Origin of the sequence: Microvirga sp. CF3062 (genome assembly GCF_036314045.1) — a bacterium.
In the GTDB taxonomy this organism is placed as follows: Bacteria; Pseudomonadota; Alphaproteobacteria; order Rhizobiales; family Beijerinckiaceae; genus Microvirga.
Map to the genome: position 1 here is coordinate 178,686 of NZ_JAYGGN010000005.1, position 20,026 is coordinate 198,711.

At 57.8% G+C, this 20,026-nt stretch carries 18 protein-coding genes and 1 pseudogene; 13 read left to right on the top strand and 6 right to left on the bottom strand.

Going from position 1 to position 20,026, the window contains the following annotated elements:
- Positions 1 to 371: 371 nt before the first annotated feature.
- Positions 372 to 1,028, top strand: coding sequence for a DUF2971 domain-containing protein (locus tag VB618_RS11070; RefSeq protein WP_329796701.1), 657 nt, complete (start codon positions 372 to 374; stop codon positions 1,026 to 1,028).
- A gap of 140 nt (positions 1,029 to 1,168) precedes the next feature.
- Here VB618_RS11070 and VB618_RS11075 read toward each other — a convergent pair whose 3' ends face one another.
- A complete protein-coding gene (locus VB618_RS11075; protein ID WP_329796702.1) occupies positions 1,169 to 2,842 on the bottom strand; it encodes a hypothetical protein in 1,674 nt (557 codons plus the stop codon).
- A gap of 624 nt (positions 2,843 to 3,466) precedes the next feature.
- Between VB618_RS11075 and VB618_RS11080 the strand changes: the two genes are divergently transcribed.
- The 3 genes from VB618_RS11080 to terL are packed head-to-tail and all read left to right on the top strand — an operon-like array spanning position 3,467 to position 6,772.
- Positions 3,467 to 4,888 carry a site-specific DNA-methyltransferase gene (locus VB618_RS11080; protein WP_329796704.1) on the top strand — a complete coding sequence of 474 codons (1,422 nt, stop codon included), beginning with the start codon at positions 3,467 to 3,469 and terminating at the stop codon, positions 4,886 to 4,888.
- 11 nt (positions 4,889 to 4,899) lie between these two features.
- Complete coding sequence (locus tag VB618_RS11085) at positions 4,900 to 5,340, top strand: DUF5681 domain-containing protein (protein WP_329796705.1); 441 nt, start codon at positions 4,900 to 4,902, stop codon at positions 5,338 to 5,340.
- Entirely contained in the window at positions 5,333 to 6,772 is a 1,440-nt protein-coding gene (gene terL, locus VB618_RS11090; RefSeq protein WP_329796706.1) for a phage terminase large subunit, read from the top strand. Before VB618_RS11085 ends, terL begins: the two co-directional genes overlap by 8 nt.
- Before the next feature lie 28 nt (positions 6,773 to 6,800).
- Here terL and VB618_RS11095 read toward each other — a convergent pair whose 3' ends face one another.
- The gene (locus VB618_RS11095) at positions 6,801 to 7,313 is read right to left on the bottom strand and encodes a hypothetical protein (protein ID WP_329796707.1); all 513 of its coding nucleotides are present in this window, start codon (positions 7,311 to 7,313) and stop codon (positions 6,801 to 6,803) included.
- Positions 7,314 to 7,470: 157 nt separating this feature from the next.
- On the opposite strand from VB618_RS11095, the gene VB618_RS11100 reads away from it, so the two are divergent.
- The 8 genes from VB618_RS11100 to groL all read left to right on the top strand — a co-directional run bounded on the left by VB618_RS11100 (position 7,471) and on the right by groL (position 14,312).
- Complete coding sequence (locus VB618_RS11100) at positions 7,471 to 7,716, top strand: helix-turn-helix domain-containing protein (RefSeq protein ID WP_329796708.1); 246 nt, start codon at positions 7,471 to 7,473, stop codon at positions 7,714 to 7,716.
- A 129-nt stretch (positions 7,717 to 7,845) separates the two neighbouring features.
- Complete coding sequence (locus tag VB618_RS11105) at positions 7,846 to 8,091, top strand: hypothetical protein (RefSeq protein WP_329796709.1); 246 nt, start codon at positions 7,846 to 7,848, stop codon at positions 8,089 to 8,091.
- Positions 8,092 to 8,199: 108 nt separating this feature from the next.
- On the top strand, positions 8,200 to 8,811 hold the full coding sequence (locus tag VB618_RS11110) for a DUF3489 domain-containing protein (RefSeq protein WP_329796710.1): 612 nt from the start codon (positions 8,200 to 8,202) through the stop codon (positions 8,809 to 8,811).
- A 5-nt stretch (positions 8,812 to 8,816) separates the two neighbouring features.
- Positions 8,817 to 9,362 carry a DUF2924 domain-containing protein gene (locus VB618_RS11115; RefSeq protein ID WP_329796711.1) on the top strand — a complete coding sequence of 182 codons (546 nt, stop codon included), beginning with the start codon at positions 8,817 to 8,819 and terminating at the stop codon, positions 9,360 to 9,362.
- Positions 9,359 to 10,957, top strand: a complete 1,599-nt coding sequence (locus tag VB618_RS11120) for a recombinase family protein (RefSeq protein ID WP_329796712.1) — start codon at positions 9,359 to 9,361, stop codon at positions 10,955 to 10,957. The genes VB618_RS11115 and VB618_RS11120 overlap by 4 nt, the downstream gene beginning before the upstream one ends.
- A gap of 357 nt (positions 10,958 to 11,314) precedes the next feature.
- A complete protein-coding gene (locus VB618_RS11125) occupies positions 11,315 to 11,452 on the top strand; it encodes a hypothetical protein (RefSeq protein WP_329796713.1) in 138 nt (45 codons plus the stop codon).
- A gap of 849 nt (positions 11,453 to 12,301) precedes the next feature.
- A complete protein-coding gene (groES, locus tag VB618_RS11130; protein WP_099509915.1) occupies positions 12,302 to 12,616 on the top strand; it encodes a co-chaperone GroES in 315 nt (104 codons plus the stop codon).
- A gap of 43 nt (positions 12,617 to 12,659) precedes the next feature.
- Entirely contained in the window at positions 12,660 to 14,312 is a 1,653-nt protein-coding gene (gene groL / locus VB618_RS11135) for a chaperonin GroEL (protein WP_329796714.1), read from the top strand.
- 222 nt (positions 14,313 to 14,534) lie between these two features.
- Here the strand turns inward: groL and VB618_RS11140 are convergent, their stop codons facing one another.
- Positions 14,535 to 14,684, bottom strand: coding sequence for a hypothetical protein (locus VB618_RS11140; protein WP_329796715.1), 150 nt, complete (start codon positions 14,682 to 14,684; stop codon positions 14,535 to 14,537).
- Between the two features lie 625 nt (positions 14,685 to 15,309).
- Positions 15,310 to 15,585 (bottom strand): annotated as a pseudogene (locus VB618_RS11145) (recombinase family protein); the annotation flags it as partial.
- Positions 15,586 to 15,813: 228 nt separating this feature from the next.
- On the opposite strand from VB618_RS11145, the gene VB618_RS11150 reads away from it, so the two are divergent.
- Positions 15,814 to 16,269: a very short patch repair endonuclease gene (locus VB618_RS11150; protein WP_329796716.1), complete on the top strand. Its 456-nt coding sequence runs from the start codon at positions 15,814 to 15,816 to the stop codon at positions 16,267 to 16,269.
- 20 nt (positions 16,270 to 16,289) lie between these two features.
- Here VB618_RS11150 and VB618_RS11155 read toward each other — a convergent pair whose 3' ends face one another.
- Together VB618_RS11155 and mzaE are read right to left on the bottom strand one after the other, a co-directional pair.
- Entirely contained in the window at positions 16,290 to 18,083 is a 1,794-nt protein-coding gene (locus tag VB618_RS11155; RefSeq protein ID WP_329796717.1) for a DNA cytosine methyltransferase, read from the bottom strand.
- Positions 18,084 to 18,194: 111 nt separating this feature from the next.
- Positions 18,195 to 20,024: an MZA anti-phage system associated AIPR family protein MzaE gene (gene mzaE, locus VB618_RS11160; protein ID WP_329796718.1), complete on the bottom strand. Its 1,830-nt coding sequence runs from the start codon at positions 20,022 to 20,024 to the stop codon at positions 18,195 to 18,197.
- Positions 20,025 to 20,026: the final 2 nt, after the last annotated feature.

Consider the following 20,026-nt stretch of genomic DNA (forward strand, 5'->3'; position numbering starts at 1 on the left):
AGCCCGTAGTTCAAAGCTCGATTCACAGCCCCAGCGGGGCCCGCACCCTTATCGTGGGCGCGGACTATACAGCGTAATGTTTCCAGCATCCCCTTTAAAGCTCGCGGATGTTCGGCCAGAACATGTCGCTGTCATGGATGGCGCCTAAGAACGGCACCATGGAATCAATCTGATCGTCATGGCGCCCATAAGGAAATGACGACCGTTAGTTGGTGGAATTAATGGATCTCGTTCATGCTATTAAAGTTTAGCAGTAAAGTCTGTTGGGCTTGATGGAAAATTACTGAATACATAATTCGAGAAGAGCATTGCTGACTTTAAGTTCTGGCAACAGAATAATCAGCATAGATCTGAGAAGAGGGAGTGCACCCTTGGCCAGCGGTAAGACCAAAGTCTTGAAGAGATACACCTCGCTCAGCTCCGCGATGGACATGCTGTTCCGCAGGAAGCTGACGTTTCTCAGTCCCTCCTCGTGGCAGGACAAGAATGATACCGAGTACCTTGAGTATTATCGCAAGCGTAGGGGCTTCGACACAATCCATGCTCTATGCTTCACTGAGACGCCAGAGACGTTCCATCACTGGCAGGTATTTGCAGGCAACAATGAAGGGGTTTGCATTGAATTTTCGAAGGAGCTGCTGATAAAGAAGCTTCAGGAAGAGGAGTTCCAATACGGAAAAGTCGAGTATTTGAAGCTAGTGGAGCTTAAAGAGCTCGGGCGTCTTGAACTGAAAAGACTCCCTTACCTGAAAAGGTGGGGCTTTCGCGACGAAAAGGAATTCCGTGCCTTTAAAGGGGGGCATGAAATCGAAGCAGATTTGCCAAACATTGATATCGATTTGTCCTGGATACAGCAAATCAGGTTGAACCCGTGGCTGAAGGAAAATTTGGCCGATGGGATCAAGGTTGCTCTAAGAAGCTTTCCCGATTGCAACAAGTTAAAGGTGACACGCTCTTCCCTGACGGACAATGCGCAGTGGAAGCAAGAGGTCAAGCGCGCTATCGGAGGCATTCGCAGGCGGGGATAGGTTGCGCATAGCTCCAGCATGAAAAATGTCGAGATACCTTTGCAATTAGGCTGTGCAGAGTGTTGGAGGTAACCATTCCGCATCTTTCATCTCTACTCGATTGATACTCTAACATTCGCCTTAACAAATTGTGCGAAACGCTACGGAGAACCGTCGCCCCAACCAATCAGATCTGCTCCTATTGATCGGGCAGACAGTCGTGCTGCGAGCATCAAGGTGTCGAGCTGCCGCATTCGAATAAGCCGGTCGCCCCTGGCAGTCGGCTTTGGTCCTACACATGCAGCTTGCTCTTTCTGCGTAAGCTGAGGTTGGAAGACTATTACCTGTCGTTTGTAGTTCGACCCCAATTTTCGTGCCGCTGCGATGATTCCTTTTCGATCCGGAATTCTCTTTCCGTCATACCAGACCGCCCGAGCAATCTTCTTGTTACTGCCGGAATCGAGCGCGTCTGCCAGAATGACACGATCGAGATGGCGAAGGTTTTTAATAGCCTGACTCACAACGACTTCATAGTTCGCAACAGAAACTTGTCGGCGGACGCCGTTGGTTTTGGCGCCTTTTGCATGAATCAGCGTTACCGTTTCCGATGCGGGATCGATGTGGATAAAATCCGCAAGCTCCATCGAGCCGTCATCGCTGGCCAACCATCCTTTGGGAAAAGCTTTACGGACGACGTATCCGAATAGCGAGTTATCAATCGTCCCGTCTTTTTTCGCTTCGCCGATGCATTCAGCCAACGTTTTACCGCTATGCGGCTTCGGCTTCTCATCCTTCACAGCGTAGCCGGTGAGGTCGACGAATTCCCAGTCAAAGGGCTGATCCTGCCAGCCATTGCGGTAGACTTGATCGCCGGCAATCGTATAGCCGTCTTGATAATAAATTTTGAGCCAGCCTTTGCCGAGGACAATGTCCGCAAATTCGTCTCGCTTATCGGCTCCGGCCGGCGGTGTACTAATCCATTGATGCGCAATGATCGCCTTCTTCCCGAACGTGATTGTGAGTTCCATCTCGCCGATGATTTTACCCTGAACCCAAACGGTAGCAATAAGAGAGGCACCGGCGCCCGGCTTAACTTTAAAGGTACTTTCGTACGCCCAAGTCTGAGCCATATCACGCAGAGTGTCGTCCATTTCGGAGAGAAGTTCGGTTGGGACAATCGCAACTTCATAAGCGTCTTTGACGCCGGATAGAGTATTCAGACGTTGAGCGAGTGCTCGGAAGCCCTTCTGCGGTTGTGGAGGATTTGCTATGTGGTCCAGGATTGCTTCGAGCTCCCGAACGAAAACGTCCCACGTGCCGGGCCGGTTCAGCCAAATTCTACCGTGTTCAGGCGACGCACCGATGACGGTCGGTCGGGGCACACCCGCCATGTCTATAGGGACGGTCGTGCGCACGGCTTTGTAGAAATAGCTCTGATCCCCTAAGGGATCCAAAGCATCTTCAAGTGCAGGTCCTAAGAGCGCTTTTGCCGTAGCCTTGACTGAAGTTGGGATATGGATGCCGCTCAGCCACATGGCATTGGCATTGGTTCCGACAAAGCTCCGCTCTATAAGCTCCGAGCTCACAGGGTGAGCCGAGGTCAGTTTTCGGGCGATACGATCGCGTATCGCAGCTTCAGACGCACAAACGGCGACATGCGGGCCTTTGACAGCCACAACGATCAGCTCATAGATGGTATCCTGTAATGTGCCTGACGGTGCCCAAGAGGGGGTTGTCTCTCGACGATAGATACAGCATCGCAGTACGAGTCCATTTTCATATCGATTGGTCCCCGGATCGACAATCAGACGATTCTGACCGGTCGGCCAAACCATGCCCGGAAGTTCCTGCGAAATAGCGTCAAGTAGTCCGACGTCGGTGCTCGGGCCGGCTCCCGTCATCAGCAAAGGGCCGAGATAAGGTCTTAGATCGGTCAAGGGATATATCTGCACGACAGTCCGGGAGCAGGTGATGGCGGAGTTACTAGCGTAGCTGTTGGAACAATCCTCAAACATCATATTTCTGGCCCGCAGCAAAGCCCTTGCCCAGGAAGGTCAACGAACGAGCACAAATCTTACTCAAGCGAAAAAGGGTAAGCTTTAGGTCCGTCTTGTATATGATTTTTATGAATAAAAAATAGTATCAGTACATATTCGTTATAAAATTCTTGTAGAATATTTCTATTTTAACTATTTAAATATTAATTATAGTATACTAGAAAATATACAAAGGATCAGGCATAGGGTTGTGGATAAATTGAGAGATTGTTGTTTGACAAAGTAGGTATTTATACATACAGATGTGCTTACAGGGGGCGGTGATCAGATGCCGCCTCCGGCAGTCCGTACGAGCTTGAAGCTCGAGAGGGGCAGATAAGTCGAGCAACGAGCAGGGGTGACTTGATCGCCGCTGTATCCACGCCCGAGCTTTCATCTGCCTGCTAAATACGGATGATCGCGATGACGAGCGACACAAGAGTAAGGACGCGCGTGCGTCCTGCTGTAAACCCGACCAATCAAGTACCTTCCAACTCACCTTCTCTGCCGGTTCATCCGCTCAAGATTGAATACTTAGCGCCGAGCGATATTCACCCTGCATCCCGTCAAGTCAGGCAGCACAAGAAAGACAAGCTGCCCAAGCTCAAAGCTAACATCGAGCGCTTCGGCGTGATCGTTCCCATCCTGATTTCTTCTAATCGAGAGATCATTGACGGACATGCCGTCTGGCAGGCCGCGCAGGAGCTGGGACTGCCCACAATTCCGACCGTGATGCTGGGCCGTCTCACACAGGCTGAGCAGAGCGTGCTGCGGATCGCCTTGAACCGCTTACCGCAACTTGCCGAATGGGACGAAGGAGCGCTCAAGAAAGAGTTCGAGATCCTTTACAGTCTCGACATCGATTTGGCGCCACTCACAGGTTTCGACACGCCACAGATCGACTACTTCATGATGGCGTCAGATGCGCCTCATGAGCCTGATGCAGCCGACGAGCTGCCTGCCATCGATCCTCGTATTGCCCCGGTTACCCGACGCGGCGATCTCTTCCTATTCAAAGGAGGGCACCGGCTGAGTTGTGAGGATGCGCGAGACGGCATAGCTTATGCAGCCCTCATGGCCGGCGAGAAAGCTCATGTGGTATCTGCCGATCTTCCCTACGGCTGCGCGATCGAGGGCCACGTCAGCGGCTTAGGCAAACACAAGCACAAAAACTTCGTCATGGGGGCCGGTGAGATGAATGAGCCGGAACTCCAGGCCTTCTTCACGGACATCTTCCGGCAGTTGGCCGAGCATACGGTTGACGGCGCCATTCTCTTCAGCTTCGTCGATTTCCGCAGCCTCTATCCGATGCTGGCTGCAGGGCGTTCCGTGTTCACTGAGCTCAAGAACATCTGCACCTGGGACAAGGGCTCAGGTGGGATGGGGTCGCTGTACCGAAGTGCCAGCGAGTTTGCGACCGTGTGGAAGAACGGGCGCGCACCTCACCAGAATCATGTTCAACTCGGCAAGTTCGGAAGGTCGAGGACGACGGTATGGCAGGTTCCGGGACTGGCCCAGTTCGGCCGAGGCCGGGACGAGGCTCTTGCGAGTCACCCCACGAAGAAGCCGACAGCACTGATTATGGACTGCATCCTTGATGTGTCAAGCCGCGGCGACATCGTGCTCGATCCGACGGTGGGCAGCGGCACGACTCTGGCCGCGGCTCATAAGACGGGACGGCGCGGTTACGGCCTCGAACTGGATCCACTCTACTGCGACGTTGCCGTCAAGATGATGGAGGTCCTCACCGGCGAGCCGGCCGTTCATGCCGAGACGGGACTAACCTTCCAGGAACTGGCCGAGCGTCGTGCGGCTGATGCGGCTGATGCCGTGCAGGCAGCGTAAGGGAGGCTTCGATGGCGAAGAAAAAGAATGGGGGCGGCTCACGCCGCCCCACTGCCACCTATCCGGTGGGCTACGGCAAACCTCCCAAGGCAACGCAGTTCAAGCCGGGGCAGTCCGGCAATCCCAACGGACGTCCGCGCAAGACAGAGCCGACCTTAGATGAAGCGCTCTCAGCGATGATGGACGAGCCGATTACGATTAGCGAGCAGGGTCAACGACGGGTCGTGCCTTATCGTGATGCCCTAGTGCGGTCGTTGGCTGCCAAAGCTCTCAATGATGCTAAAGTCGGCTTGGCTCTGATGCGATACATGGACAGGACCTCGCTCGGTGGCTCACAAACATCAGGCGAGTATCCGGTGCAGGAGGAGGACGAGGAGATTCTCGGTCGCTGGAGGAAGCGCATAGTCGGCACACGGCGTTCTCCTGCGCATGAGGAGGGGAACGATGACTGATCAGGCACGCCTTCTCCGGGCCCTTCTGCGCAACGATCTGTCCTCGTTCGTGCAGAAGGTCTTTGCTCTCCTACAACCCGTGACGGTCTATCTGGACAACTGGCATATCCGTCACATCTGCTGGCAGCTCCAACGGGTTCTCCGAGATGAGAAGAGGCGGCTGGTTATCAATATGCCACCGCGATCCATGAAATCGATCATCGTCTCCATCGCCTTTGTCGCCTGGGCCATGGGACACGATCCCACACGACGCATCATCTGCGTCTCCTATGCCGAAGAGCTTGCCCGCAAGCTCTCCATCGACACCCGCACCGTTCTCGAGAGCGCCTGGTTTCGGGCGCTCTTTCCGGCCTTGCAGCTGACAGCCAAACGGCAGCGCAACCTGGAGCTCACCACGACCCTGCAGGGCTACCGCTTTGCCTCCGGTGTCGGCGGCTCCGTGCTGGGGCGGGGCGCCGATCTGATCGTCATCGACGATCCGATCAAAGCCATCGATGCCCTCTCTGAGGCCGGACGTCGCCATGTGGCGGAGTTCTACGGCAACACGCTCTCCACTCGCCTCAACGACAAGCAGACCGGCGCCATCGTCATCGTCATGCAGCGTCTGCACGAGGACGACCTCGTCGGCCATGTGCTCGCCAAGGAGGAGTGGGAGGTCGTATCCATCCCGGCCATTGCGACCGAGACGAAAGCCTATCAGCTCAGCGATGATCCGGACGATGTCTATATCCGCCCGGCCGGAGAGGTGCTGCACGAGGAGCGGGAGCCTCTGGACATCCTGGAGGCCATCCGCCGGGTGCAGGGCTCGTTGCTGTTTGCAGCCCAGTACCAGCAGAACCCGGTGCCGGCCGACGGCAACGTCATCCGCCGCGACTGGCTGCGCTTTTATGAGACAGCCCCGTCACGCTTCGACCGGGTAATCGTGTCCTGGGATACCGCCTCGACGCTCGAGGAGACCAGCGACTGGTCGGTGGGCACCGTCTGGGGTGCGGTCGGTCTCGATTACTACCTGATCGATCTGGTGCACGGCCGGTTCGAGAGCCCGGACCTGCGCCGGCAGATCATTGCGCTCAGTGCCAGGCACAATGCCGATGCCACCCTGATCGAGGACACTGAGCTCGGACGGGCCCTGGAGCAGGACCTGCGCCGCTCCGGTGAGCTGCGGGCTTTGCGGATGCGCCCGCGCTTCGACAAGCAGGCCCGCCTCCTGGCGCAGTCCGCCCGCTTCGAGGGGGGCCAAGTGTATCTGCCGCGGGAGGCCCCCTGGCTCGGGGACTACATCGCCGAGCTGCTGGCCTTCCCCAACGGCAGACACGATGATCAGGTCGACAGCACCTCGCAAGCGCTCACCTATCTCACCAACCGCTCGCTCGGAACACAGGACATTGTGCGGCGCGATCCGGTACGACGGGATGTGGTTCGCCGGAGCTGAGTGGATCTGTCTTTGTCGATCCCGCGCCTCATTGGGGCGCGGCATTGACCTCCACGACCGTCTTGTTGGTCAGGTCGTAGACGCACTTGACCCGGACGCGTTGCATCGCCCCATAGGCGTTTTGATACTTGGCTTCCGTCTCCACCAGACTGATCTGACCGGTGGCGAAAGACTTCTCAATCGGGAAGTATGTTTCAAAGGCGTAGAAGGGCAGATCGGCATCGCCGAAGCGGGCCAGCTTGCGGGCTGCCTGCTTGCAGGTGGTGTGGGCCTCTCTCATGCCCTGATAGGTGTCCACCAGCTGGTCTTGTGTGGTGCACTTCCGAAAGTCCTGCCGGCACGCCTCAACCGCCGGATCTTTCGGCTGTGGAGGGGCAGATTCCCATCCCCAGGTGAAGTACCCGACCGCCGCCAACCCTAAGGCGCCGAAGAGCACGAGCGTGAACGGCTCGCCGGCCGAAGAGCCTCGCACTATGCCCAGTAAGCCGCCGAAAAGGCTCAGGGCGCATACGCCAACAATGACCCACCAGACCGTTGTCATGAAAATCCCCCATTGAAGCCCCGGTTGCCGGGGTTCGGACACGTCGCTCTGTTACGCGGCGAAGTCCAGTGTTGTATCTAAATATCATATATCTATTTTTTGTATACGACAGCCATGCCCCTAGGCAACAGGCCTGTTTCCCTTGTTCCGGCCGCCCATGCCCTCGCATCACCGCTCCCGCCGTCATCAGCGCCTGGCCGAACTCTTGGCCCAGTACCGGCTTGTGGCCGGTCTCAAGCAGACCGATGTGGCGGAGGCCCTGGGCAAGTATCAGCCGCTGATCACCAGCATGGAGAACGGGCAGCGCCGGATCGATGTCGTCGAGCTGCTGGAGCTGGCCGAGATCATCGGCTTTGATCCGCACGAGGTGCTCGACGCGCTCATGAAGACGCCGAAGAAATAGCCGCATCTGACCGTCCTGATCACAACAGGACAAAAGCGGCCCGAACAAAGCACTGTTCTTGCTCTCATTGCGCTCGACTTCCCCGGCCCGGCACGCATCCATGGGACCGCCAACGACGCGGAGACAGACATGGGCAGCACACTTACCATCACCGAGAGCTTACGGGCCGCCAGCCGGCGGCTCGATACAGCCGCCGCCCTTGCACGGGGAGCGCTCACCTGCGCCGAAGGAGGAGCCGAGCCAGAGGCGGTGCGGATGACCCTGGAGCTTGATCTGGAAGTGTACCTCAGCGAGGCACAGACACTGCTCTCAGCGGTGACGCTGCTGCAGCGCATGAACTGGAAGCAAGAGCAAGGCGCCAGCGACAGCAGCTGATCCGACGCTCCGCAGGTCAGAGCAGGCAGAAGACGTGGTGTGCCCCGTGTGCGGGGCTTGAGGCAGTGGCGGCGCTGGTGCCGCCTCAAACCTCAAAGGATTGGTCACATGACCCGCACACCTAAACTCACCGACACCCAGCTCATGCTGCTCTCAGCCGCCTCTCAGCGCGATGATGGCCTGCTCGATATCGCCGCCCGGCTCAAGGGTAACACCCTGCAGAGTACCGCCGAGAACCTCCTCAAGAGCGGACTGGCTGAAGAAGTTGCGGTCGATCCCGATCAGCCGGCTTGGCGCTCGGATGAATGGGAGAGCCGGATCGGGCTGAAGATCACTGCAATCGGTTTGGCAGTTATTGGTGTAAGCCAGGACGGCGAAGGGGCTGAATCAGAGAACGCCACTCAGCCTGAAGAAGGGCAGGACCCGCATCAATCCGATGAACCGCATCAGCCCAGGCCTGAGCGACCCGGCACAAAACGTGCCCTGGTGATCTCCTTGCTGCAACGTGAGGAAGGAGCTGATCTCGACGATCTGATCCAGGCGACCGGGTGGCTGCCTCACACAACCCGCGCTGCTCTGACCGGGTTGCGTCAGAGGGGATATACGATCAGGAAACAGAAGGGAGCGCAGGGGCAAACGGTTTATTCGATCCAAGACGCTGAGCCGACTGATCCCGAAGGATGCGCCAACCGGGACGTGGCTCCTCTTGAGGCGGCCTAACCGTGATGAAGCAGGGCATAATTCGTCTCGACGGAGGAGCTGCCGGCCAATCGGCAGCTCCTACCGACCGCCAAGCGGCAAAGCAGCAGGAAGTGGAGAGCGAGCTTGCTGTTCTGGTGAGCGTGGATATTCATGAACTTCGGGTCCGCTGGCGGCGCCTCTTTCGAACCAAGGCGCCGGAGCATCTTTCGCGCGCATTGCTCGTTCGCATTCTCAGCTATCGCCTGCAGGCGGTTGCCTACGGCGATCTCGATCGTGAGAGCCTGCGCTTTCTGGATCGTATCGCCAGGCAGCATGCCGCCGGAAGCGACAAGCCCGTCCCGCCGGTTGCCGAGACCCTCAGCCTCAAACCCGGCACCGTCCTGATTCGGGAATACGACGGCGTGCTCCACCAAGCGACCGTGACGGGTGACGGCTTTGCCTGGAACGGGACGAGCTACAGGAGCCTGTCGGAGGTAGCTCGGGCGATTACCGGGACCCGCTGGAACGGGCCTCGCTTCTTCGGTCTACGAGACAGGAAGCCGAACATGCAAGCGGAGCAGGCGGCATGAGAGCATCGCCTAAACCTTCCTTTCGCTGTGCAATCTATACCCGTGTCTCGACCGATCACGGACTGGAGCAGGAGTTCAACTCGCTCGACGCGCAGCGGGAAGCCGCAGAGGCGTACATCAAGAGCCAGGCTCATGAGGGCTGGCAATGCCTGCCGGCTCAGTACAATGACGGCGGCTTCTCGGGCGGATCCATCGAGCGCCCGGCGCTGCAACAGATCCTGTCTGATATCCGATCCGGCCTCATCGACATCGTGATTGTCTACAAAGTCGACCGTCTGACCCGGTCCCTGGCTGACTTCGCTAAACTCGTCGAGCTCTTCGATCAGCATGATGTCTCATTCGTCTCAGTCACCCAGGCCTTCAACACCACAAGCAGCATGGGTCGCCTGACCCTCAACGTGTTGCTGTCCTTCGCGCAATTCGAACGAGAGGTCACGGGGGAACGCATCCGGGACAAGATCGCCGCATCCAAGAAGAAGGGACTCTGGATGGGCGGCGTCGTCCCTCTGGGGTATCGGGTGTACGAGCGGACGCTGGTCATCCATGAGGAGCATGCCGAGCTCGTCCGGACGCTTTATAGATCATATACGGCGTGCGGGAGCGTCCACGAGCTGAAGAAACAGCTGGACACGCAAGGCTGCCGCCTTCCCATCCGAACCGACGGAGCGGGTAAGCAGAGTGGCGGTGGTCTGTTCGGCCAGGGACATCTCTACAAGATTCTGTCGAACCCTCTATACATCGGTGAGATCGTTCATAAAGGGCAGCGGTATCCCGGACAGCATGAGGCTTTGATCGATCCGGCCTTATGGGAGGCCGTTCAACTGCGTCTCGCTGAGCAGGCTCAAGCATTCAAGAATCGTCGCAGGGCTTCGGATGCACTCCTGCTGGGGCGGCTGTTCGATGACCGGGGCAATGCCATGAGCCCGAGCTATGCCCAGAAGGGCAGCATCCGCTATCGTTATTATACCTCGCAGGCTCTCCTGCAGGGTCGTAAGGCTGAGGTCGGGTCCAGACCTAGAGTTCCAGCCGCTGAATTGGAACAGGTCGTTCTCGACCACCTCCGCAATTGCCCGCTCCCCTCCGGCGTGCCGCCGCTCACCAACCCCGACGGAAAACTCGAACTGATGGATACTCGCACCTTGATTGAAGCGCTTCTGGAGAAAGTTGTCGTCAGCAAGGGGAAGGTGGCCCTATCGTTCAAGTCAGAAGAGGGTAATGGGCAAAAGCCAATTGTCGCTGAGATCGATTGGAGTCCGAAACCCGGAACGCGTAAGCGGGAGATCATTCAGGCTGGATCGCAAAGTTCCCGCGCGATGCGCTCTGAGGCGAGAAGCAGGTTGCTCATTGCCCTGACTAAAGCCCGACAGTGGCTCGCCGAAATCATTGCTGATCCTGATGTGACCATGCAGACGATCGCGGATCGGGAGGGCTGCAGTGAGCGATCAGCTCGGATGACTCTCAACCTCGCCTTCCTGTCTCCGGAAATTGTGAGAGCCGTGATCGATGGCACTCTAGCCCGAGGCGCAGGTATGTCCGGGATGACGGATCTGCCAATCAGCTGGATTGATCAGATGAAGGTGATTTTGGAGCGCTAGTGAGGCAGTAAAAGCCTCAACTTGCTGGTTGCCTATGATGGAGCTCATGCCCACCAAAACTGAGTGGACTTAACTCCTCTGGTGCTCAGGAGAGGATTGCCGCCCTGGCAATAAAAGGAAAGCAATTTCAGTTGCTTAGTTCGTTGTCAATTATGTCCTGTGTAGCACCAATGTGTAACTATGTCGAGCCGTCCGGTGCTGATTGTAGACCGCCGAAACCCAGTTCAGTAAAGCAGCTTATTTGTGCGCATCTCCTCTAGCTTCAGGCTGAACAAAGCAAAAGAGGTTGCAAAATCTCATTATTTGCCATCTATTCCTATATCATCTTATGAGAACTCTTAGATCGAGGACTATCGAATGGCCAAGAACGAAAAAACCGGAAGCAAAGCAGGTAAAGCAGCCTCTAAGGTCTTGCGTGATGATCGGACAGGCAAAGACTCTAAAACAGCCGCAGGCTCCGCGCTTTCCCAACGACCCGATAAGAAGAAAAAATAGGCATAGCTGCCAAATCCAGTCTGCCACTGTGCCTCACGGATCGTGCTTTCCAAGGCGCACCTACTTCCTAAACCGAAGGTCGGAAGTTCGAGTCTTCCCGGGATCACCAGTATTTTCAGGCCTTCGAGAGAGCCGCGGTTACCTCTTGGTTACCAGCTTGGGAATCGACCGAAATCGGGCGGACGCCCCGAAGGGATTGCTCTATCTGTTTCGCGCTGATGCGGATATTGGCAAAGTGCAACTCGATTGCCATATTGTAACGTAAGCGGACTTAGGCTCGTCTTCGCTTCAGCTGCAAATCCACTTCGGTCATGCGAAGCCGCCACTCAAGCTCAGAAGGTGCGACCCGTGTCTATTCGGAAAAAGCAGCTTTAATTCGAATTAGGCCCTCACTCGTGAGTGAGTCGATCCTGAGAAGATTGTACCCTCCGGGCGAGACGCGCTTTGAGAAAACCAGGCGCACATACCCAGTGCTGGGAAGAGGGAGGAAAAAGAGGCCGTCGGTTTCTCCCGCAAGAAAGCAGCGGAGCCCAACATAGAAGCTTTCCTCGTATCCCTTGATGGCTCGCCGGATAACAGGGTGGATCACAAGAGTTGTCCGCTTGCGCTCGCAGACCTCTTCAACGGCATCGAAACTCAACACTGCTGAACCCCATCTCTGAGCGGCCAGTTGGCCTCACGGGTTCAACGCCGGTGATATGAATACGGTTCAGCTTCTTCTGAAGGATGAGCTTGCCTCAACCGGAGCATCAGGCTATCAACTCGAGTTAGCACTCCCATGCGTCGAGTGCTAAACGTGCTGCTCGGCGCAGACGAGTGCCCCCAATTCTGTATCGAGGAGGCACACCCATGAAGTTCCGTCCGCTGCACGACCGCGTTGTCGTCCGCCGCATCGAAGCCGAAGAGAAGACGGCCGGCGGCATCATCATCCCGGACACCGCCAAAGAGAAGCCGCAAGAGGGCGAGATCGTCGCCGTCGGCCCCGGCGCCCGTGACGAGAGCGGCAAGGTGGTTGCCCTCGACGTGAAGGCCGGCGACCGCGTCCTGTTCGGCAAGTGGTCCGGCACCGAGGTGCGCATCGATGGTCAGGATCTCCTGATCATGAAGGAATCCGACATCATGGGTGTGATCGAACAGTCCGCCGCGGCTCAGAAGGCGGCTTAAACAGCCCAGCCCGAACAGATAACAAATAACAGGAGTTCAGCTCATGGCTGCCAAAGACGTAAAATTCTCTACTGACGCACGCGATCGGATGCTGCGTGGTGTGGATATTCTGGCCAACGCCGTAAAGGTCACTCTTGGCCCGAAGGGCCGCAACGTGGTGCTGGAAAAGTCCTACGGCGCACCGCGCATCACCAAGGACGGCGTCACCGTCGCCAAGGAGATCGAGCTCGCCGACAAGTTCGAGAACATGGGCGCCCAGATGGTGCGTGAAGTGGCCTCGAAGGCGAGCGATGTGGCTGGTGACGGCACCACCACGGCGACCGTTCTGGCTCAGTCCATCGTCCGCGAGGGCGCCAAGGCGGTTGCTGCCGGCATGAACCCGATGGATCTCAAGCGCGGCATCGACTTGGCCGTGGCAGAGGCCGTGAAGGACATCCAGGCTCGCGCCAAGAAGGTGGCCTCGTCGGAAGAGATCGCCCAGGTCGGCACGATCTCGGCCAATGGCGATGCCTCTATCGGTGAGATGATTGCTCAGGCGATGCAGAAGGTCGGCAACGAGGGCGTGATCACGGTTGAAGAGGCCAAGACCGCCGAGACCGAACTCGATGTCGTGGAAGGCATGCAGTTCGACCGCGGCTATCTCTCGCCGTACTTCATCACCAACGCTGAGAAGATGGTGGCCGAGCTCGAGGATCCCTACATCCTCATCCACGAGAAGAAGCTCTCCTCCTTGCAGTCGCTCCTCCCGATCCTCGAGGCTGTGGTGCAGACCGGCAAGCCGCTGCTGATTGTGGCGGAAGACATCGAGGGCGAGGCTCTCGCCACTCTCGTGGTCAACAAGCTGCGTGGCGGCCTGAAGATTGCTGCCGTCAAGGCTCCCGGCTTCGGCGACCGCCGCAAGGCCATGCTCGAGGACATTGCGATCCTGACCGCCGGTCAGACGATCTCCGAAGACCTCGGCATCAAGCTCGAGAACGTCACCCTCGACATGCTTGGGCGTGCCAAGCGCATCCGCATCGATAAGGAAAGCACCACGATCATTGATGGCGCTGGTGCCACGGATGCCATTGAAGCTCGCGTTTCTCAGATCAAGGCGCAGATCGAGGAGACCACCTCGGACTATGACCGTGAGAAGCTCCAGGAGCGTCTGGCCAAGTTGGCCGGCGGCGTCGCGGTGATCCGCGTCGGCGGCTCGACCGAGGTCGAGGTCAAGGAGAAGAAGGATCGCGTTGACGATGCCATGCATGCCACCCGCGCTGCGGTGGAAGAGGGCATTGTTCCCGGCGGCGGCACGGCCCTGCTGCGCGCCAAGGGTGCTGTTGCGAAGCTCACCAGCGACAACCCGGACGTGAAGGCCGGCATCAAGATCGTGCTGCGTGCGCTCGAGGCTCCGATCCGCCAGATCGCCGAGAATGCTGGTGTCGAGGGCTCGATCGTGGTCGGCAAGATCACCGACAACACCGCGTCGGACACCTTCGGCTTCAACGCTCAGACCGAAGAGTTCGTCGACATGCTCCAGGCTGGTATCGTCGATCCGGCCAAGGTCGTCCGCACGGCTCTGCAGAATGCAGCATCGGTCGCTGGCCTCCTGGTCACCACTGAGGCCATGATCGCTGAGGCTCCGAAGAACGACGCTGCTCCGGCGATGCCGGGCGGTGGCGGCATGGGTGGCATGGGTGGCATGGGCGGCTTCTAAGCCCTTCCTTAATGCCGATAACAATGAGGGCCGCCCAATGGGCGGCCTTTTCCTTTAAGGTTCAGCGAAGCTAAAGAATCGCGTTTCATACTGCTTTGCGGGACGAAGGGGCTGCCCTTTGCCTTCATGAGCCGATGCAGCTCTAATCGCCAGTCGCGGCCTCGCTGCTCCATGGCATCAACATCTGAGACAAAACAGAGTATGGCCACACGAAAAGCTCGCCTAGAAGAGTTTGTCATTGACCGGACGCCCGCCTCTGGTCTTCAGGTTGAAGCCCTGGCTGAAGATCATGTGGGGACATACATCCTTCCATTCCGGTGTGAATACGCCAATGGGGCGTGGCGAAATGCGGAAATAGGCGAGGCGGTTCATGCCCATGTCCAGGGCTGGCGCGAGCTTCGACCTCAGCGCCAGAAGGGTACAAGGCCGCTCAGAGGACTTTAATGATCTAAAGGCTCCGAAAGCGGCATCCTCTGCGCATGGATCCGGCTCACATATCTTGACCAGCCTCATGGCTGAGAGATCGCCACACCACCTTTTGTTTCAGGCGGGTTCAGGGTTTCCTAAAGGGCTTCAACGTTCCCCTCTGGATCAGCAGGTGTTACACTCTGGGACGAGACCAGGAGAAGAATAGATGGCAAAGGGCGAACAACGCGGAAACCGCGAATCCAAAAAACCGAAGGCAGCAAAGCCGAAGACCAATGCCGCTGCGCCTTCTACAAAGGTATCGGTGAGCTCAAGCACTGGATCCAAGAAATAACGGCTCAATGAGCCCGTCCTGGGGTGGGGGATCTTTAGCTTTCATCAAGCACACGGATTTCTCGTTGCTTGCGACATATCAACGGGAGGTCGCAGCCTGGCGGTTACTCCGCGGTTGCAGTTTTTTGCCTGCACCGGCTTATGCGTGGCTTTGCTACGTTCTACGTCATTTCACGAATGTCCAAACGGCCCGAGCCTGACCGGGTCATTGAGCCCATGAACGGTGAATTTGCGCAACGAGCACCGTGACGAAGGCACCTCTCTGCTCGCATTCGTAAATCAGGTTCAGGACGTCCCTTGTGTCCCTACCAAGGCGATCAAGCCGAGTGACCACAAGCTCGTCGCCGGGACGTAGGAAGTCGAGGATGGTGGCAAGTTTGGTGCGGCCATCGCGGCTCGCCCCTGACACTTTCTCCGAACGGATGATCTCGCAGCCTTCGGCCTTGAGCTTCGCAAGCTGGGTGTCGAGATCTTGGTCAATTGTGCTGATGCGGGCGTAACCGATGCGGGCCATAGGTCACCTCAGGGTTTAGGCCCGACCGTAGCATTGTAACAATTAGGCTCGTCAACCTAGATGTGACAAGAAATGTGCGGCCCGAAGTGACATCACCTCAGGATATACCTTGATGTGCATGCTTTGCACCGAGGTTTCCGACACCGGCTGTCCGATTTTGAACCAAACTACAATTCGGGCTTTGGGGGGAATAGACCTTGCATTCTGAGGCGTCAGGCAAGTAGCGCAATGGACAAGATTTCAGCCGAGGCACGCAGCCGGAACATGGCGAAGATCGACGGGAAAAACACCAAGCCGGAGCTGCATGTCCGCAAGATGCTGCACAGTCTGGGATACCGGTATCGCCTGCATGTGCGCGGCCTTCCGGGGAGACCTGATATCGTGTTCCCGGCGCGGCGGAAGGTCGTTTTCGTACATGGCTGCTTCTGGCATCGGCATGAAGGCTGCCGGTACTCATACCATCCGAAATCGCGCCCGGAGTTCTGGGGCGCAAAGTTCGCTAGGAACGTCCAGCGCGATAGCGAAACGGCCGCCCGGCTGAAGGAGGCAGGCTGGGCGGTGCTGGTGGTCTGGGAATGCGATATCCGGGAGCGGCCGGCAGAGGTCGAGAGCCGACTGACTGCTTTCCTCGGCCCTCCGCGCCAAGCAGCAGAGCCTAAAGGTCAGCTGTCCGGCAGCAACTGACAGCTTCGGCATCCAAGGGGCTATGCCGCGCGACGCCTTCCTCCGTCGGAAGCCCGACGGCGCACTCCGCGGCGCTGGTCTCGCACTACTTGCCTGAGCACGCCGGCTACCACGTTCGCCAGCTGAACGGCCAGATAAGGCGGGACAGCATTCCCGACCTGCTCGTACTGCTGGGTACGTGTGCCCTCGAAGAAGTAATTGTCCGGAAATGTCTGGAGGCGTGCCGCCTCACGGACCGTCAGGCTGCGGCACTGCGCCGGATCGTAGTGAATATAATAATGCCCATCTTTGCGGATGTGCGACATGATCGTTGTGGCCGGTCTTGTGGCCACTTGGACGCGAAAGCGATCATGGAAGTCCCTGGACCCCGTCGGTTCGCCGCTGGCTGTCCGTACGTTCTCATGATGAGGCAGAAGTGACGGCGGAAAGTGGCGGATCTTCGGAGATACTCCCATGACCTCGCTGTAGGCCGCCGCAAAAAGATAACGCCCGAAATCCGAATCCATGTGATGCCGGGTCTCGTGCTGAATGACCCCTTTGAGCCGGTCATCACGGAGCCATCGCAGCAGCTCGCTTTTCGACCGACTGGGTAAGCCTTTGTACGCAAGGAAGGATCCGCCCCGATCCAGTTCCGGACTGAGACTGTTCCGTACGGTCCTGACGAGCTTCCGCACTGCGGTTGGCTCGATCTGTGCGATGGTCTCTTTCGGCAGAGAATCCCGTACAGCCTGAATCCATTGGTCGGCAGTATCGAAGCGTTCCTGACGCTGGCGGCTCTTTCCGCGTCCACTTCGACCGCTCCTCAGTGCCGGCAGATCGCCAATGACCTGACTGACGGTGACACGTTCCCTCCGCACAGGAAGCGGATCCGGCAGCACGTCAAGGTCGTTACGGATGCCCAGAAGAATGACGCGGTGACGTTCCTGAGGAACCCCGTGCCGTTCGGCATGAATAAGGTAGTCGTCCCGGGAGCAGGCACCTGTCGGACCATCAGGCCGTGTCGTGAACGAGTACAGCTGGTATCCCTCCCTTCGGCGGTCAGCGACTGCTTCCCAGCCTGCTGGAAGGTGCTCGTCACGAAGAGCTTCCCAGGGATTGCTCATGTCCCTGAGGATGCTGTCGAATATAAATACGGAGCCCTCTCCGCCATCCGGTTCACGGACAGGGACCTTGGATGTCAGAATGCCCTTGACGTTCTCCATCACGAACACTGCGGGCTGGTGGAGAGCCACAATCTCCAGGTACTCCCTGTAAAGAGTATGCTTCTCATCTCGGAAGAACTGTTCGCTCCGCTCCCGGCGACGGCGTTCCAGCTCCTGGTCGGGCAGTTCCATACGACGATCACGGCCGTTTCCCAAACGGCGCGACCTCCCGACAACAGAATAGGCCTGACACGGCGGCCCGCCCAGCAGGACCCAATAGGGGGCATCAGCGATGCGATGCCTGATCCGGCGATGCAGCTTGAAGAACCTTTCGTCGCCCTCATCGCCCAGCGCCGTCTGCCAGACCTCGGCCTGCGCCTGACGCCATTCGGGAAGCGCCTGCAGTCTCTCCAGCAAGCGGCGCCGGTCATCTGGGTCGGTGCTGCGGATATAGTGGTAGTACTCCTCCGGAACCGATCTTCCGTGGAAGTGACGGAAGAAGGCCCGCAGCCGAAGCGTTCTAACCGCAGCCTCGTCCTTCTCGATGGACAGGCGGACATCGTAGTGCAGCGGGTCATCGTAAAATGCGGAATGCCGGCTGAAACCCTCGCTTAGGCCTCCCGGACCGGCAAATAGGTCAATGATAGGGACTGTGATCGGAACAGGATTCATGATAAGTTGTCTATAGACGGTAACGGCTTTGCACACCAGGTCCGACAGCACCCGTTCATCACGGGCGCGGCCGTCCGGCCCGCGATGTCCACAGGGTCGTCCCGGTGCTGGTTATGCTGCGGCAGAGGAGGACTTCCGGTTGGTCCGCTCCTGCTTCACCTCAGGAATGCCATCGATCTGCGGGGAGTAGGTTGCATCCCTCACGGCAGCCCAGCAATCCTGCTTCTTTGCCCATTCCGATATCATTCTTCCGTTCGCGGTACGGTGAAGCACTTCATTAACCTCGTGCGCCCAGATCTTGGCCTGATCAAGCAGCTGGGACGAAACACTCTGCTCAAGCCAGATCCGGTCGAAATCGACCCTCTCGCCGATCAGGTGAGAGAGAAGAGCAACCGTGTAGGCGGCAATGTTGGCCTGAAACGCAGGAAACATCGGGCGCACAAGGCGATGAACGGCCTTGAACAGGATGGCCTTGCCGATCATCTGCTTGAAGGCAGTGACATCCGGAAGAGGAACTGCCGGCTGACCATCTTCACCTGCCAGCGTGTCCATGAACCGCTCGAAGTTCTTCTGAGAACCGAAACTCACCAGATCTGGTCTCTGTGCCCAAGCGTTCAGGTATTTGGCCAGATCTGTCTTGGAGATCTTTCTGGCTGTCGGGATCGTCTCCTTGATCTTCCGGAGACGCGCCGGGGTTGTTCCCTCCCGTGCCAGCATGACATTGTAGCTGCCCGCAGCCCGTTCATAGAACCATCGACTCACTCCGTCCGGACAGTAGGTGGCCAGCGCCAGCTTTTCGAGTTCGACGTGGAACGGCTTGTTTGCGGAAAGATCCGACAGCTTCACGGAATTCTGGCTGTTCGCATATCGCGATATGTCAGCAATAAGAGCCTCCTCCGCTGCCGAATCCTGCGAACGCAGAACAATCACCTTCACTGGCACCCGCACGCGACGCAGGTCCACGTCCGGGTTCTTCTTCTTTGTGAAGTACATGGAGGCTGTCGTCTGGCCACCGTTCACGATCTGCATGCCCTTGAGCCAGAGAATTCCAGGGCCGCCATCGGCCGTCGTGCCCAGCCGCGCCTCATCAGCGACCACGACAATTCCGTTGTTATAAGCCATGAAACGCTCGGGCGCCTCCCGGAGAGTGTCACGAATGCCCTTGTTCACCTTTCCCGCTGCGCTCAGGAAGGACCGGACGTTGGCTTCGAGTAGTCGCGCGCCGTACTTTTCGTAGATGAACCTCAGTGCCTCACCAGGAAACACGGTGAGAGCGTAGTCATAGTCGGACATTTCGCCCGGCACATAGACACAGGGCAGCGCCCCACCACAGACTTCCTCGAAACTGACGACCAGCTCATCCCGCGGCTTGCCCTCCGACCAGTGCCGGTGAAGCCGCTCGATGTCCATGACCTCGAGCCGAACTGTCTTGCCATTGACCTCTCGGGACTTGAAGTTCTTTGCCTTCGCCTGCCGGTCGGTAAGAACATAGATCCTGATCTGATCCAGGTTCGCGTAGCATTCCTGGATGGTCAGAACCAGCGTGTAGGCGTCGTTCGTCTCGTCCATTGTCGATGCCAAGCGGCCTTCAGCGCACTTTCCGAGAAACTTTACACACTGCTCCGCCGCAGTCTTCGTATCGGTATCGCTGACGGGAGCGATCTCGTCAGTTCCCTGATAGAGGCTGACGAAGAGGTCGAGCTGATCCGCTTCCTCGGAGACAGCATACCCGCTCAGCCGCAGGTTTGCGTTCCCGACCTTCGCGGAATAATGGCAGGGAATCGGATCAAAGGTCATGCCTATGTCCGCCATGTGCTGCATCACCAGCTCGGTGAATACCGATTCCGGATACGGATAGGCATCGCCGAGAGTGCCGAGCCGCTGCCCGATCTCAGCTCTCACCTCTGCCTGGGTCTGGGCGAGAAATTCATTTAGTTCCATCT

Bases quoted from the DNA above. Each gene is read 5' to 3' on its own strand.
- VB618_RS11140 (WP_329796715.1), bottom strand. From the start codon at position 14,684: ATGAACCGCCTCGCCTATTTCCGCATTTCGCCACGCCCCATTGGCGTA.
- VB618_RS11110 (WP_329796710.1), top strand. From the start codon at position 8,200: ATGACCCGCACACCTAAACTCACCGACACCCAGCTCATGCTGCTCTCA.
- VB618_RS11115 (WP_329796711.1), top strand. From the start codon at position 8,817: ATGAAGCAGGGCATAATTCGTCTCGACGGAGGAGCTGCCGGCCAATCG.
- VB618_RS11105 (WP_329796709.1), top strand. From the start codon at position 7,846: ATGGGCAGCACACTTACCATCACCGAGAGCTTACGGGCCGCCAGCCGG.
- mzaE (WP_329796718.1), bottom strand. From the start codon at position 20,024: ATGGAACTAAATGAATTTCTCGCCCAGACCCAGGCAGAGGTGAGAGCT.
- VB618_RS11125 (WP_329796713.1), top strand. From the start codon at position 11,315: ATGGCCAAGAACGAAAAAACCGGAAGCAAAGCAGGTAAAGCAGCCTCT.
- VB618_RS11080 (WP_329796704.1), top strand. From the start codon at position 3,467: ATGACGAGCGACACAAGAGTAAGGACGCGCGTGCGTCCTGCTGTAAAC.
- VB618_RS11100 (WP_329796708.1), top strand. From the start codon at position 7,471: ATGCCCTCGCATCACCGCTCCCGCCGTCATCAGCGCCTGGCCGAACTC.
- terL (WP_329796706.1), top strand. From the start codon at position 5,333: ATGACTGATCAGGCACGCCTTCTCCGGGCCCTTCTGCGCAACGATCTG.
- VB618_RS11120 (WP_329796712.1), top strand. From the start codon at position 9,359: ATGAGAGCATCGCCTAAACCTTCCTTTCGCTGTGCAATCTATACCCGT.
- VB618_RS11150 (WP_329796716.1), top strand. From the start codon at position 15,814: ATGGACAAGATTTCAGCCGAGGCACGCAGCCGGAACATGGCGAAGATC.
- VB618_RS11155 (WP_329796717.1), bottom strand. From the start codon at position 18,083: ATGAATCCTGTTCCGATCACAGTCCCTATCATTGACCTATTTGCCGGT.
- groL (WP_329796714.1), top strand. From the start codon at position 12,660: ATGGCTGCCAAAGACGTAAAATTCTCTACTGACGCACGCGATCGGATG.
- VB618_RS11085 (WP_329796705.1), top strand. From the start codon at position 4,900: ATGGCGAAGAAAAAGAATGGGGGCGGCTCACGCCGCCCCACTGCCACC.
- VB618_RS11075 (WP_329796702.1), bottom strand. From the start codon at position 2,842: ATGGTTTGGCCGACCGGTCAGAATCGTCTGATTGTCGATCCGGGGACC.
- VB618_RS11095 (WP_329796707.1), bottom strand. From the start codon at position 7,313: ATGACAACGGTCTGGTGGGTCATTGTTGGCGTATGCGCCCTGAGCCTT.
- groES (WP_099509915.1), top strand. From the start codon at position 12,302: ATGAAGTTCCGTCCGCTGCACGACCGCGTTGTCGTCCGCCGCATCGAA.